Source organism: Sphingosinithalassobacter tenebrarum (assembly GCF_011057975.1).
Classification (GTDB): domain Bacteria; phylum Pseudomonadota; class Alphaproteobacteria; order Sphingomonadales; family Sphingomonadaceae; genus Sphingomonas; species Sphingomonas tenebrarum.
The window spans coordinates 1,169,781-1,183,284 of sequence record NZ_CP049109.1 but is presented as its reverse complement, the minus strand read 5'-3'; the positions used below and the strand labels follow the sequence as shown (position 1 = coordinate 1,183,284).

Here is a 13,504-nt window from a genome sequence, read left to right as displayed (position 1 = left end):
TCTACCTTGCGTCCTAAAACTGATACTGATATCAGGTTTCTATTCTTCAGGGGACAGTATGGACGTTCAGGACAAAAGAGCAATCGTAGCGGCAGAACCGGGCACGATGCTGGGCGAATCGCAATGGCTCACCGTGACCCAGGCGATGATCGATCATTTCGGAATCGCGACTCTCGACGATGATCCGATGCATGCCGATCCAGAATGGGCGGCGAACAAGGGGCCGTTCGGCAAGACCGTCGCCTATGGCTTCATGACGATGTCGCTGCTCACCCACATGCTCCACGAAACCCTGGGCGAAGGCCCGGCGCGCGAGCCCGAGCGGACCGGCTATTTCCTCAATTACGGGTTCGACAAGATGCGGCTGGTGGCGCCGGTGCCGGTTGGCTCGCGCATCCGCGGCAAGTTCCGCCTCGACGATCGCACGCTCGACCAATCGGGCCGCGCACGGCTCTCGATCGGCGTCGAGATCGAGATCGAGGGTGAGGAACGCCCCGCGCTCGCCGGCACCTGGCTGGCAATCTGGGTCCCGCCCAGCGGCGACGCTCAGTCGTGACCGAGCGCGCCGCGCTCGCCGGGCCGCGCCTCGGCTTCTGGGCGCTCGGCGGCTTCGGGACAGGGGTGATCAACACCGTCCCGGCCGCCCTGCTCCTCTATTTCTGCACCGAGATACTCGGCATATCGCCGGGCCTCGCAGCGCTGGCGGTGCTGCTGCCCAAGCTTTCGGCGATCCTCTGGGATCCGATCGTCGGCGGCTGGTCGGACAATACGCGCAGCCGGATGGGGCGGCGGCGGCCGTTCATTCTCGCCGGGACGATCGGTGTCCCGCTCTTCTTCATCCTGCTCTTTTCCTGGCCCTATCCGCAGGGCGATGCGGCATTTCTGCCGGTGATGCTGTTCTATTTGCTGATGACCAGTGCCTATTCGCTGTTCGCCGTCCCCTTCGTCGCGGTGCCCGCCGAAGCCAGCCCCGATCCGGTGGTGCGCGAGCGGATTACCGGATGGCGGATCGGATTTGCGATGATCGGCGTGTTCTTCGGCGCGGCGGCGGGACCGTTCATCGCCGAAACGGTCGGCGGCGGGCGCGGCGGCTATATGGTGATGTCGATCACGATCGCGGCGATGTGTCTGTTCGCGCTCACCAGCACTTTCTTCGCCACGCCCTCGCATTTCATCGCGCCGGTGGCGGGCGAGGCCTCCCCTGCCCGCGCCCGCTTCCGCCCGAGCGCGCTCATTCGGGGCGCTGGACGCTTCTGGACGCTTACCGCCGTCTATATCCTGCAGCTGATCGGGATCGGCGCGGTCACCGCGCTCACGCCCTACTGGATGGTGCAGCTCGCCGGGCTGCCCGCAGGCGAGACCGGCACCGCGCTCGGCGCGATGTTCCTCGCGACGATCGTCACCGTCCCGCTGTGGATGCGCGGCATTGCGCGCTGGGGGGCGAGCGCCGCGCTGATCGCGTCCGCAGCGATGTTCGGGGGCGCCGCGCTGCTGCTCGCCATGCCCGATCGCGTGCCGATGCTACCGGTCTATGTCGCGCTCGGCGTACCTTTCGCGGGGATCCAGGTCGCAGCCTTCGCACTGGTCGCACACGCCATCCACGCCATTCCCGATGATCGCGAAGGGCTGTTCACCGGGATATGGACCGCAGGCGAAAAGAGCGGCCTCGCGCTTGGCGCGGCGCTTTCGGGGCTGGGCTTGCAGATCGGCGGCTTCGTGTCGGCCGCGCCGGTGCAGAGCGCCGAAGCCGTCGAAACGCTGCGTTGGCTGATCGCCGCCGGGCCGCTTGCCTGTATGCTGCTCAGCCTCGCCCTGCTTGCCCTTGGGAACCGCAAATGACCGACTTGCCTGACACGCTGCTGATCGACGCTGTCCGCCGCTGGGCGCGCGAGACGCCCGATGCCGAGGCACTGGTTCATGGCGAACGCCGCATTTCCTATGCGCAGCTCGAAACCGAGATCGACGCGCTGGCATGCGCGATGCTCGCATGCGGCGTCGGGCCGGGCGATCGCGTTGCCTGCCTTGCGCCGCCCGAGCCGGTCTTCGTGACCAGCCTGATCGCCGCCAACGCGATCGGTGCGATCTGGATCGGGCTCAACCCGCGCTACAAGCTCGAGGAACTGCGCTTCGTGCTCGGCGACAGCACGCCGCGGCTGATGATCGCGCGCGGCAAAATCGACGGGCGCGATTATGGCGAGGAGCTGGCGACGCTCGCTGCCGAGCGTCGCGACATGAGCGTCGTCATCGACCACGACTTGCCCACATTCCTCGGCGAAGGCGCGGCACTGGGCGCGGACGATATCGCCGCGCGCCGCCCCGACGGGCGCGCGGCCAGCATGATCGTCTATACTTCGGGATCGACCGGCCGCCCCAAGGGCGCGCTGCTCTCGCAGGCAGCGATCCATGCCTTTGCGCAGGCGCAAAACGCACTCTGGCCGGTCGCGCCGCTGCGCGTGCTGAACTATTTCCCGATCAATCATATCGGCAGCGTCGTCGACATCAGCCTGCCCGCGCTGATCGCGGGCGGCACGGTGGTGCTGATGGAGAAATTCGACCCCGCCGAGTCGCTCGAGCTGATGCAGCGCGAGCGCATCACGCTCTGGGCGAGCGTGCCAAGCGTGTTCCAGATGCAACTCGACCTGCCCGATTTCGATCGGTTCGATCTGTCGGCGGTGCAACTGATCGTCTGGGAAGGCGCGCCGATGGCCGAGCCGCTGATCCGGCGGCTGCACGCCATCCACCCGCGCCTCGCCACCAATTACGGAATGACCGAAGCAACCAGCGCGATCCTGGCGATGCCGCCGTGCGACGATCCGGCGCTGCTCGCACGCTCGGTCGGCTATCCCTTCGCCTATGCCGAGGTGCGGCTGGTCGATCCGGCGGGCAATGTCGGCGAGGAAGGCGAGATCCAGTTGCGGTCGCCGCTGGTGACGCTCGGTTACTGGAATCGGCCCGATGCGACCGCCGAGGCGATCGACGCCGATGGCTGGCTGCACACCGGCGATATTGGCCGCCGCCTGCCCGACGGCAGCTATGCGATCGCCGGGCGGATCAAGGAAATGTACAAGTCGGGCGGCTACAACGTCTATCCACTCGAAGTCGAAGCGGTGATCGAGGCGCACCCGGGCGTGCACGGCTGCGCGGTCGTCGGCATTCCCGATCCGCTATGGGACGAAGTCGGCATCGCCTTCGTCATCGCCGATGCAGACGTGAGCGAAGCCGATATCCTGACCCATTGCCGCGAGCGGCTGGCCAATTACAAGCTGCCCAAGCGCTTCGAACTGCGCCGCGAATTGCCGCTGTTGCCAATCGGCAAGGTCGACAAGGTCGCGTTGCGCCGCGAAGCGCGCGAGCACGCGCCCGGCTGAACCGGCGCGCGCGAATCGTTCGCGTAACCGGCCCCCACACCGGGCACGAACCCCTGTCCCGCATCCGCGCACCCCCGCGCGAAAACGGCGGAAAATCGTCTCTCGCATTCGCCTGAAACGCTACAAATCTGATTCGACATTTGTAAAACTGATGTCATAATCACTTTTGGGAATCAGGGAGGGTCGTCGTGACGAATCAGTTTCGCAAGATCGTGAAGTGGAGTCTTTGTACCGGCGTCGCGCTCGCCGGCATCACGCAGGCACAGGCGCAGCAGGCATCGCGGGACAGCGCGGCGGCGCAGGACGATACCGTCCCCGAGATCGTCGTCACCGCCGAACGCCGCGAAACGCGGCTGCTCGATACGCCGATCGCGCTGTCGGCATTCACCGCGAGCGATCTGGAAGACGCCAATGTCTCGCGCATCGAGGATCTGGCGGGGCAGATCCCCGGGGTATTCATCGCCGACCGCAGCCTGCGCACGCAATCGATCGCGATCCGCGGGCTTTCGGCCGATCTCAACAATCCCGGGCTCGATCAGAGCGTCGGCATCTATGTCGACGGCGTCTATATGGGCCGCGCGACGCCGGGCAATGCCAGCCTGTTCGATCTAGAACGCATCGAAGTGCTGCGCGGGCCGCAGGGCGCGCTCTACGGCAAGAACACCATTGCCGGCGCGATCAACTATATCACCCGCCTGCCGGGCGACACGCTCGAAGGGCGATTCGAGGCAGGCTACGGCAACTACGATGCGTGGCAGTTCCGCGCCTCGGCGAGCGGCCCGCTGAGCGACGGCGTGTCGATCGGCCTCGCCGGCGCCATCGATCAGCGCAGCGGCTTCATCCACAACAGCGCCACCGGCACCGATCAGGACGATCTCGACGCGCTCGCGCTGCGCGGCACGCTGCGCATTCAGCCGAGCGCCGACATCGACATCATCCTGCGCGGCGATATCGGCCGCGACCGAACCAATGCGGGCAGTTCGGAAGTGCTGAACAACGGCGCCTTTGCCGGCACCCCGCTCGCCGATGTCGATCCCAACGACCGCAATATCGCGCAAAATCGCGACCCGGTGCAGGACCGTGATACCTGGGGCGTGTCGGCGCAAATCGACTGGGCGCTCGGCAACGGAACGCTGACGTCGCTTACTGCGTGGCGCGGCTTCACCTGGCACAATTTCGCCGACAATGATTACACCGTGCTCGATATGCTCGCATCGGGCATCGACGAGGATCAGGAACAGGTCTCGCAGGAACTCCGCTACGCGGGTGAGGCCGGTGCGCTGACTTATGTCGCCGGGCTCTATTATTTCCACCAGCAGCTCGACACTAATTCGATCTCGACGGTCGGCGTCGATCTCGGCATCTATCCCGACGCGGTCGACGCGATCGTGAAGGGTGATGTCACGAGCGACAGCTATGCCGCCTTCCTGCACGGCGACTATGCCTTTTCGGACCGGCTGAGCCTCACCGCCGGGCTGCGCTACACCTATGAGAAGAAGAAGCTGGTCCATGCCCAGCAGGGCGATCCCTGGCAGGTGCTGCTGCCCAACATCGCGCAGCGGACGCTCGAACGGTCGGAGGATGATTTCTCCCCCTCGGCGAGCCTCAATTACAAGCCGGGCGAGGACGTGCTGCTCTACGCCAGCTATTCGCGCGGGTTCAAATCGGGCGGGTTCAATGTGTTCGGCGTCTCACCGACCGATGACGCGCGCTATGCGCCCGAACATGTCGACAGCTATGAAATAGGCGCGAAGGCGGAAATCCTAGGCGGGCGCGGTCGCATCGCGGTCGACGTCTTCCGCATGGATTATTCCAACCTGCAGGTGAACCAGTTGATCAATGTCGGCGGCGTCCCACGCTTCATGACGTCGAACGCGGCGTCGGCGCGTACGCGCGGGCTCGAGGCAGAACTGGTGTTGCGCCCGGTGCGCGGGCTCGATCTGACCGCGACCTACACCTATCTCGACGCCGACTTCATCGACTATCGCAACGCCACCAGCGGCGGCGCCGACTATACCGGCAACAGGCTGCCCCGCGCGCCTGAACATAGCGGCAGCGTGGCCGCGCAATATGTGGCACCGCTCGCCGGTTCGCTCGAACTGTTCCTGCGCGGCGAAGCGATTGCGCACAGCCGCGTCTATTTCGGCGCCGACAATGTCTACAGCCAGGGCGGCCTCGCGCTGTTCAACGCGCGCGTCGGCATCCATGACACGGATATGGGCTGGGGCGTCTATCTCTGGGGCCGCAATATCGGCAATCGCGACTATGCGGTGCAGCGCTCGAGCGGCGCGATCGTGCCGGGGCAGGCGATCCAGACGCTCGCCGCGCCGCGCACCTATGGCGTGGAAGCAACCTTCGACTTCTGAGCACAGGCCGGGTTCGTCGATCAGGAAATAGCCGCGCGAACCCGGCATCAATTCCTTCCCTGGAAGGGCAGGAATTGAGGATTGGCTACCAGTGCCAAGCAAAAAAGGGGCGGCGCGGGAAATCCCCGCGCCGCCCCGATTTTTTCGCCCCGGTCGGCGCGGCGGCTATTGCGCCGCCTTCACCATCGGGAAGTCACCGTCATAATAGCGCATGGAGAGCGCCACCGTCCCGTCTGGTTGCCGGGAGAAAGCGAAGCGCTGTTCGGTGTCGATGCTCGAGGCATAGCGCCCGGCACCGAGCGCGATCAGCGCGATCGGCGGAGCACCGCTGTCGACGCCGCCGAAGCTGAGATACAGCCCGCCCTCCTTCGCGGCGAAGCCCAGCCGGTCGAAGCCGAGGCGATGAGTGGTGATGTCATAATTGCCCGCGATCCACGCCGCCTCCGCCGGATCGAAGGCGACGCCCGACAGATCGGGTTCGGGCAGGCCGAGGAAAATGCGGGCTATGCGATGTTCAAGCGTCAGCGCGGGGAAATTGCGCCCCTGGCTGTTGGTCAGCACCACCACGGTCAGATGATCGTCGGGATAATAGGCGAAATGGCTGGAAAAGCCGTAGATCGAGCCGGGGTGCGAGAGCTTGCGCCGGCCGTCGAGATCGCCTTCGATCAGACAGCCCTGAAGATAGGCATTGGCGCCGCCGTCGCTGAGCGCATCGCCCGACAGCGCCAGCGCGCGCACGGCTTCGGGCGTGGCATTGCCGAACAGACCGTCGGAAAAGCGCACCAGATCCTGCGCGGTCGAAACGATCGCCCCGGCCGAAAAGGGCGCCAGCCAGTCATAGGCGGGCGCCGGCGCAAATTCGCCGCCGCGCGCCAGATAGCCGCTTGCATGATCGGGGTCGGCGCCGAAATCCGCCTGCGCCATGCCGAACGGCGCGAAAACGTGATCGGCGACATAGCGGTCATAGCTTTGCCCCGTCACCGCTTCGATCACCAGCCCGAGCAGGAATGTGTCGGAATTCGAATAGTTGAACTTCGCACCGGGCGCGAACATGAGCGGCTTGTCGGCGAAATAGCCGAGCATCTTCTCACGCGTCAGATCGACCGGGTTGCTGTACGGAAATTCGCGGTTCTCGAGATAATTGGGAATGCCCGACGTATGTTCGGCAAGCTGGCGGATGGTGACGTCGCGGCTCGGTGCGGGAAGATCGGGCAGATAGGTACCGACCGGCGCATCGAGCGCGACCTTGCCCTGCCCGACGAGCTGGAGCGTCGACAGGCAGGTCACTGGCTTGGTAATCGAACCGATCGGAAAGCGCGTCTGCGGCGTCACCGGCGCGCCGCTCTCGCGATCGGCGAGCCCCATGCCGCGCGCATAAATAATCTGCCCGTCGCGCGCGACCGCAACCGAGACGCCGGGAAACGGCCCGTCCGCCATCGCCTGCCGGATTGCGGCATCGGCGCGAAGCGCGAGCGATTCGACCGTGCCCGACGCGGCTGCTTCAGGCGCGGCCGCGACCGGCGCCGCCGGTACGGCGGTCTGGGCGCAGGCCGATGCGCTGCAGGCCAGCATCGCCAGAAATGCCGCATAACGTCGTGTTCCGATGATCATTGCAGTGCTTCCCATTTCCCGACGCGCCATCGCGCGAAACCAAAACTGACATCAGCGTCATAAAATGCTTGCGGGCAAAGTGCAATGTGGGTCAGAATAATGGCATGACGACGCACACGCCCCAATCGCAATCGCTCGACGCAGCGCTCGCCGCCGAGCTCGATACGCTGCGCGAAACCGGCCTGTTCAAGGACGAGCATCCGCTGGTTTCGCCGCAATCGGGTCATGTCACCGTGACGGAGCCGGGCGGCAATCGCGACCTGCTCAACCTGTGCGCCAACAATTATCTCGGCCTCGCCGACGACTCGCGGCTGGTCGCGGCGGCGAAGCACGCGCTCGATACTCACGGCCTCGGCATGGCATCGGTGCGTTTCATCTGCGGCACGCACGAGCTGCACCGGCGCCTCGAAGCACGGCTGGCGGCGCTGACGGGGCAGAAGGACGCGATCCTCTTCCCCTCCTGTTTCGATGCCAATGCCGGGATTTTCGAAGCGCTGCTCGGCCCCGAGGACGCAGTGTTCAGCGATGCGCTCAACCACGCCAGCATCATCGACGGCATTCGCCTGTGCAAGGCGCAGCGCCATCGCTACCCCAATGGCGACATCGCCGCGCTCGATGCCGCGCTGACCCAGGCCAAGGACGCGCGGCGCAAGCTGGTCGTCACCGACGGCGTCTTCTCGATGGACGGCGTGATCGCCGATCTGCCGGCGATCCGCGCGGTATGCGATCGCCACGGCGCGTTATTGATGGTCGATGATTCGCATGCCACCGGTGTGCTCGGCCCCGACGGCAGCGGCACCGCCGCGCATCATGACGGCGTGCCGGTCGACATGGTGTCGGGCACGCTCGGCAAGGCGCTGGGCGGCGCGGCTGGCGGCTATATCGCCGGTTCGGCGTCCCTGGTCGCCTGGCTGCGGCAAAAGGCCCGCCCCTATCTCTTCTCGAACGCGCTGCCGCCCGCGCTGGCGGCATCGGCACTGCGCGCGCTCGATATCGTGGCCGAAGAACCCGAACGGCGCGCGCGGCTCACCAATCATGCCGCGCGGTTCCGCGAGGCGCTTACCGAGGCGGGCTTCACGCTGGCCGGCGCCGGACATCCGATCATTCCGGTGATGATCGGTGACGCGCGGACCGCCACGCAATTCGCAGCGAAGCTCCATGACGACGGCATCTACGCCGTCGCCTTTTCCGCGCCGGTGGTCCCGCCAGGTCTGGCGCGCATCCGCACCCAGATGTCGAGCGCGCTGAGCGATGCCGATATCGACCGCGCCATCACCGCCTTCGTTCGCGCGGGCCGCGAGCTGGGCGTGATCCCGGCATGATGCTGCAGGGCAGAACCGCAATCGTTACCGGCGGCGGCAGCGGCATCGGCCGCGCCGCGGCGCACCGCTTCGCACAGCATGGCGCGCGGCTGTGCATCGCCGACGCCAATGCCGAAGCCGCGACCGCCACCGCGCAGGCGCTGTGCGAGGCGGGCCATGACGCCTTCGCGCTCACCACCGACGTCACCGATCCGCAAGCAGTCAACTCCGCCGTCGGGGTCACGGTCTCGCGCTTCGGCCGGCTCGATATCCTGCTGCACAGCGCGGGCATCGGCATCGAACAGGCGTTTCTCGACACCGAGCTGGCGCAATGGCGCCGCGTGCTCGACATCGATCTCACCGGCACTTTCCTGATGTGCCAGAGCGCGGCGCGGGCAATGCGCGATCAGGGCTATGGCCGGATCGTCACCATTTCCTCGACCGCCGGGATATTGGGCGGCACCGGCCGCGCCGCCTACGGCGCGGCCAAGGCGGGCGTGATCGGGCTGACGCGCGTGATGGCGGTCGAACTCGCGCCATACGGCATCACCGCCAATTGCCTCGCCCCCGGCGCGATCGAGACCGAGCTGGTCGCGCGCATGCATTCGGACGAGACGCGCACCGTCTATCGCGCGGGCATTCCGATGGACCGCTACGGCACGCCCGGGGAAGTCGCCGAAGCGGCACTGTTCCTCGCGAGCGAAGCCTCGTCCTACGTCACCGGCCATGTGCTCGGCGTCGATGGCGGGTTCCTTGCCGCCGGCGTGATGCATCGCCGCCATTCCGAACGACAGGAACCACAAGGCTGAACCGCCGGGGAGAGGACCAATGGATCAGAACGCAATCGAAGCCGCACGCGCCGCCTATCGCTGCGACGGCGCCGCCGTCGTGCGCGGCGTGCTCGATACCGCATGGATCGCGCGGATGCGCGACGCGGTCGAGCGCGCCATCGCCGCGCCCTCGGGCGCATCGGTGGAATATACCCCGCAGGACAAAGAGGGCCGCTATGTCGGCGACTTCTTCGTGTGGATGCGCGACCCGGATTTCGCCGCGCTGATGCTCGAATCGCCGCTGCCCGCGCTTGCCCGTGTGATCATGGAATCGCGGGAAAGCCGCCTCTTTTACGACCAGCTGCTGGTCAAGGAACCGGGCACGCAGGAACACACGCCCTGGCACCAGGACCTGCCCTATTGGCCAGTGCGCGGCGAACAGATCCTGTCGATCTGGGTCGGGCTCGATCCGGTGACGGTCGAAAGCGGCGCGGTGCAATATGCGCGCGGATCGCATCTCGAGGGCAAGCTCTATGCCCCGCGCGCTTTTTCAACGACATCCGGCTTTGGCGAACTCTACGCCAAGAGGGGGTTCGATCCGGCGCCGGACGAAGCGGCGCTGCGCAAGCGGTATGATATCCTCTCGTTCGAGACCGAGCCGGGCGACGTGATCGTCCATCACCCGCTGACCTTCCATTTCTCGGCGGGCAATTTGTCGCGCGACACGCGGCGCCGGGCGATCGCGATCCGCTATCTGGGCGACGATGCCCGCTGGGACGCGCGACAGGGCACCTTCATGGACAAAGAAAGTGTTCGGACGATTCTGCGCGAACCGGTCACGCTGCGCGACGGCGACCCGCTTTGTGAGCCCAATTTTCCGCGCTGCTAGTCAAACACGCGCTGCCGCTGGGCCTGCGAATATAGGCTGCCTTTTGTCTCAAACGTCCTGCCCCGCCGCACCTGCGGATATCCGGCGGATACACAGACGACTCGGCAATCCGCAGCGCTGTCGCATCGAAACCCAAAGAAACCGCGCGTTTCCGCGGCCTGTGATGGTCAGTGACGGGCTCGAACCGCCGACTCTCTGGATGGAGACGAGAGGGTCTCCCGTGAATATCAGCCCCGCTCAGTAGCGCGCGAAATCTCCACAGTCGTAAGCATGGGGTGGGCCACGCCTCCTGCGATGTTCGTGGTCCACTTTGGGTGGGCCACGATGGAACATAATGAGAATTCGCGGGACCAGCAGGAGACATTTTACCGCAGAATTCCGCGGCTTTCTGCAATGTTCTCATTATGTCGTGGTGCTTACAAGACTCACATTTGCTTCTGAAAGCCGCAGAAAAGCTGGCCTTCTGAACGGCCATCATTTCGTGGCCCACTCGTGGTCCACCCCTAATTGTGTTCCCGAGTCAGGACCCGAACCGGTAGCAGGGAAGAAATATCGGGCGGCGATTCGCTGTCCCGGGAGGCAAATTTAGCCCCCTTCGAAGGCACCAGTTGCGGCGGGCGGACCGGCTATCTCTGGTGAAATGTAAATCGAATGCCTTCCGACGTCTCTAGCATTTGTCCTGCCTCGGAAATGGTGTGATCCGCGCAAGAAAGCGGCCAGCGGCGACCCTCATCTCCCTGACGGTGCTAGCTGGACCCCAGACAACCCGACGACGGTCGGCAGCAAAGCACAACATCTCAGCCGTTCCCGTTCCGCCCCGGGATGCCCAAAGCCGACCTTGAACAATCCTTGCTGTCACCATCGCAGGAGGCGCGGCGCGGCGCGGCGGCTGCAGTTGTGCAATTCCGGCGGTGCTAGCTGGGCCAAGTTGGGACATAAGAGGGCGTCTCCGCGCCCATCGTCGAACAGTTCGGTCCGCCTCGTGCGGCGAAACCATTCGATGGGCGCGAACAGCGTGAAGTACTCCGCGGACGCTATGCGGGCAAGGCGATCAGGCCGTACCGTTTTCCGCCGCCATAGCGCCTGCTCGCCGAATTTCGATACCGGTCCGGCGGGGCCATCATCAAATGCTCTGTGTCGACGAACCGCATGGCCGCTCCGGTGCCGGGGGCCGGTCACGGCGGAGTTCTTCCCGCCGAAGGCGATGGATCCTGTGTCTGGCTAGGGCGCTTGCTGCGCCGCGGGAGCGCGGTCGCCAGCCTCCACTGGCGGTATCTGCGCCGGGCGATCGGGCGTCATGCGCCAGACGGTGTTGGACAGATCGTCGCAGATGATGAGCGCACCGGCCGGGTCGACAGTGACGCCGACGGGTCGCCCGCGCGTCTTCCCATCCTCGCCGTGGAACCCCGTAACCACATTGACCGGAGCACCGGCGGGCTGGCCGTTGCGGAACGGCACGAACACTACCTTATATCCGATCGGCTCGCTGCGGTTCCAGCTTCCGTGCTCGCCGACGAAAGCGCCTTCGGCGAAGCGCGGACCCATCACCGGACCGGAAAAGGCAAGCCCCAGCGCCGCGACATGCGAGCCCAGCGCATAATCGGGCCGGGTCGCCGAGGCCACTTTTTCTGGATCCTGCGGGCGCACGCGCGGATCGACGTTCTGCCCCCAATAGCTGTAGGGCCAGCCGTAAAATGCGCCGTCGCGAACCGAAGTGAGATAGTCGGGCACGAGATTGGCGCCGAGTTCGTCACGTTCGTTGGCGACGGTCCACAACTGGTCGCTGCCGGGGCGGAACGCCATCGCCGTGGGATTGCGGATGCCGGTGGCGAAGGCGCGGTGCATTCCGGTTTCGGCATCGATCTCCCACACCATTGCCCGGTCGACCTCCACATCGAGGCCGCGTTCGCCGACATTGCTGTTCGATCCGATGCCGACATAGAGATACCGGCCGTCGGGGCTGATCGCCAGCGACTTGGTCCAGTGGTGGTTGATCCGCTCGGGAAGCCGCGTGACGCGGACCGGCGGCGCATCGGCCCTGGTCTGCCCGTCGCGATAGGTGAAGCGGACCAGTTCGCCCTGATTGGCGACATAGATCTGGCCGTCCGCATAGGCGAGCCCATAGGGCGCATCGAGATTTTCGGCGAAGACGCTGCGGCCCTCGTACACGCCGTCGCCGTCGGCGTCGCGCAGCAGCGTCAGCCGGTCCCCGCTTTCGACCGGGCTGGTGCCCTTGCTCTTGATATAAGAGGCGATGACGTCCTTGGGCGTGAGTTTCGGTGCATGCCCGCCCTTGCCCTCGGCGACGAGGATGTCGCCGTTGGGCAGAACCAGCGTCTGGCGCGGTATCTTCAGATCCGTCGCGATCGCGCGGATGGTATAGCCCTCAGGCACCTGCGGCGCGTGATCGCCCCATTCTGCGGGCTTCGCGATCTTCATATTGGGCAGGAGTCCGCGCTGCTGTTCGGGCAGCTGGGGCGCCTGTCCATATTCGGGAGGCTCGGGGTCGCCCGAACATCCGGCCAGCGAAAGCGAGACGGCGGAGGCGGCGAGGATCAGCCCGCGATACATCATCCGGTTCATGCGCGGTCTCCTTCGCTGGATACGGCGGGGCGCAGCGCGGCAAAGCCGATCCAAGTCGCCGCGAACGCGATCACCGCGACGACAACCGACAGGATCAGCGCGGCAGGCATCGCTGCCCAGGCATCCTTGGCATGGACCAACGCATTGACGAGCCCGAGCAGAAAGGTCGCGACGAGCAGCAGCAGGTACAGCAGGCCGCGCCCGGCGCTACGGATCACGTCCCAGATCGCGAACAGCATGGCGACCCCGCTGAAGACCAGCGCGCCCGCGATCAGCCAGGCAGCGAAATTGGTCCATTGAATCTGATAGGTGGCGGCATAGGCCCAGTCGCTGAGCAGCGCGCCGAGGAACAGCGACAGGCTACCCGCGAGGAGCGCGGCATGCACCGGATGGGGCGGCTGTGTCCGCGCGAACGAAAAGCGGTTTGCTGGCATGTGACATCCCGAAACGAGGGTTCCGCCGCAGCAAGACGTGCGACGCTTTCTCCACGAAAGCACGTGCCTTGCATATGGTTCCACGTCGTCGGACCGATCCCGGCCAACCGGAAGCCCTGCTTTATCCGCTCGGGCGTCGCGGGCCGCCAAGGCCCGGCCGATGCCGGCGCGGCTTTGTCGCC

10 protein-coding genes are annotated in these 13,504 nt (G+C 65.7%); 7 read left to right on the top strand and 3 right to left on the bottom strand.

The window, feature by feature from the left end:
- The first annotated feature begins 58 nt into the window (after positions 1-58).
- From G5C33_RS05910 to G5C33_RS05895, 4 genes are all read left to right on the top strand, one after another.
- Entirely contained in the window at positions 59-556 is a 498-nt protein-coding gene (locus G5C33_RS05910) for a MaoC/PaaZ C-terminal domain-containing protein (protein ID WP_165326368.1), read from the top strand.
- The gene (locus tag G5C33_RS05905) at positions 553-1,839 is read left to right on the top strand and encodes an MFS transporter (protein WP_165326367.1); all 1,287 of its coding nucleotides are present in this window, start codon (positions 553-555) and stop codon (positions 1,837-1,839) included. Before G5C33_RS05910 ends, G5C33_RS05905 begins: the two co-directional genes overlap by 4 nt.
- Positions 1,836-3,368, top strand: a complete 1,533-nt coding sequence (locus G5C33_RS05900) for a class I adenylate-forming enzyme family protein (protein ID WP_165326366.1) — start codon at positions 1,836-1,838, stop codon at positions 3,366-3,368. Before G5C33_RS05905 ends, G5C33_RS05900 begins: the two co-directional genes overlap by 4 nt.
- A 188-nt stretch (positions 3,369-3,556) precedes the next feature.
- A complete protein-coding gene (locus G5C33_RS05895; protein ID WP_165326365.1) occupies positions 3,557-5,734 on the top strand; it encodes a TonB-dependent receptor in 2,178 nt (725 codons plus the stop codon).
- A 165-nt stretch (positions 5,735-5,899) separates the two neighbouring features.
- Here the strand turns inward: G5C33_RS05895 and G5C33_RS05890 are convergent, their stop codons facing one another.
- Positions 5,900-7,345, bottom strand: a complete 1,446-nt coding sequence (locus G5C33_RS05890) for a serine hydrolase domain-containing protein (RefSeq protein ID WP_165326364.1) — start codon at positions 7,343-7,345, stop codon at positions 5,900-5,902.
- Positions 7,346-7,449: 104 nt separating this feature from the next.
- Here G5C33_RS05890 and G5C33_RS05885 point away from each other — a divergent pair, with 104 nt between their 5' ends.
- From G5C33_RS05885 to G5C33_RS05875, 3 genes are read left to right on the top strand one after another with little or no spacing between them, the layout of a single operon-like run.
- Positions 7,450-8,667, top strand: a complete 1,218-nt coding sequence (locus G5C33_RS05885) for a glycine C-acetyltransferase (protein WP_165326363.1) — start codon at positions 7,450-7,452, stop codon at positions 8,665-8,667.
- Complete coding sequence (locus tag G5C33_RS05880) at positions 8,664-9,455, top strand: SDR family NAD(P)-dependent oxidoreductase (RefSeq protein ID WP_165326362.1); 792 nt, start codon at positions 8,664-8,666, stop codon at positions 9,453-9,455. Before G5C33_RS05885 ends, G5C33_RS05880 begins: the two co-directional genes overlap by 4 nt.
- Positions 9,456-9,474: 19 nt before the next feature.
- Positions 9,475-10,305, top strand: a complete 831-nt coding sequence (locus G5C33_RS05875) for a phytanoyl-CoA dioxygenase family protein (protein ID WP_165326361.1) — start codon at positions 9,475-9,477, stop codon at positions 10,303-10,305.
- Between the two features lie 1,221 nt (positions 10,306-11,526).
- Here the strand turns inward: G5C33_RS05875 and G5C33_RS05870 are convergent.
- Both G5C33_RS05870 and G5C33_RS05865 read right to left on the bottom strand, forming a co-directional pair.
- Positions 11,527-12,888, bottom strand: a complete 1,362-nt coding sequence (locus G5C33_RS05870) for a PQQ-dependent sugar dehydrogenase (RefSeq protein WP_456114993.1) — start codon at positions 12,886-12,888, stop codon at positions 11,527-11,529.
- Positions 12,885-13,322: a DUF2231 domain-containing protein gene (locus G5C33_RS05865; RefSeq protein ID WP_165326360.1), complete on the bottom strand. Its 438-nt coding sequence runs from the start codon at positions 13,320-13,322 to the stop codon at positions 12,885-12,887. Before G5C33_RS05865 ends, G5C33_RS05870 begins: the two co-directional genes overlap by 4 nt.
- Positions 13,323-13,504 lie beyond the last annotated feature (182 nt).

What these genes read in the sequence shown, in the direction of transcription:
- G5C33_RS05910 (WP_165326368.1), top strand. Translation starts at nt 59, where the DNA reads ATGGACGTTCAGGACAAAAGAGCAATCGTAGCGGCAGAACCGGGCACG.
- G5C33_RS05900 (WP_165326366.1), top strand. Translation starts at nt 1,836, where the DNA reads ATGACCGACTTGCCTGACACGCTGCTGATCGACGCTGTCCGCCGCTGG.
- G5C33_RS05890 (WP_165326364.1), bottom strand. Translation starts at nt 7,345, where the DNA reads ATGATCATCGGAACACGACGTTATGCGGCATTTCTGGCGATGCTGGCC.
- G5C33_RS05885 (WP_165326363.1), top strand. Translation starts at nt 7,450, where the DNA reads ATGACGACGCACACGCCCCAATCGCAATCGCTCGACGCAGCGCTCGCC.
- G5C33_RS05880 (WP_165326362.1), top strand. Translation starts at nt 8,664, where the DNA reads ATGATGCTGCAGGGCAGAACCGCAATCGTTACCGGCGGCGGCAGCGGC.
- G5C33_RS05875 (WP_165326361.1), top strand. Translation starts at nt 9,475, where the DNA reads ATGGATCAGAACGCAATCGAAGCCGCACGCGCCGCCTATCGCTGCGAC.
- G5C33_RS05870 (WP_456114993.1), bottom strand. Translation starts at nt 12,888, where the DNA reads ATGAACCGGATGATGTATCGCGGGCTGATCCTCGCCGCCTCCGCCGTC.
- G5C33_RS05865 (WP_165326360.1), bottom strand. Translation starts at nt 13,322, where the DNA reads ATGCCAGCAAACCGCTTTTCGTTCGCGCGGACACAGCCGCCCCATCCG.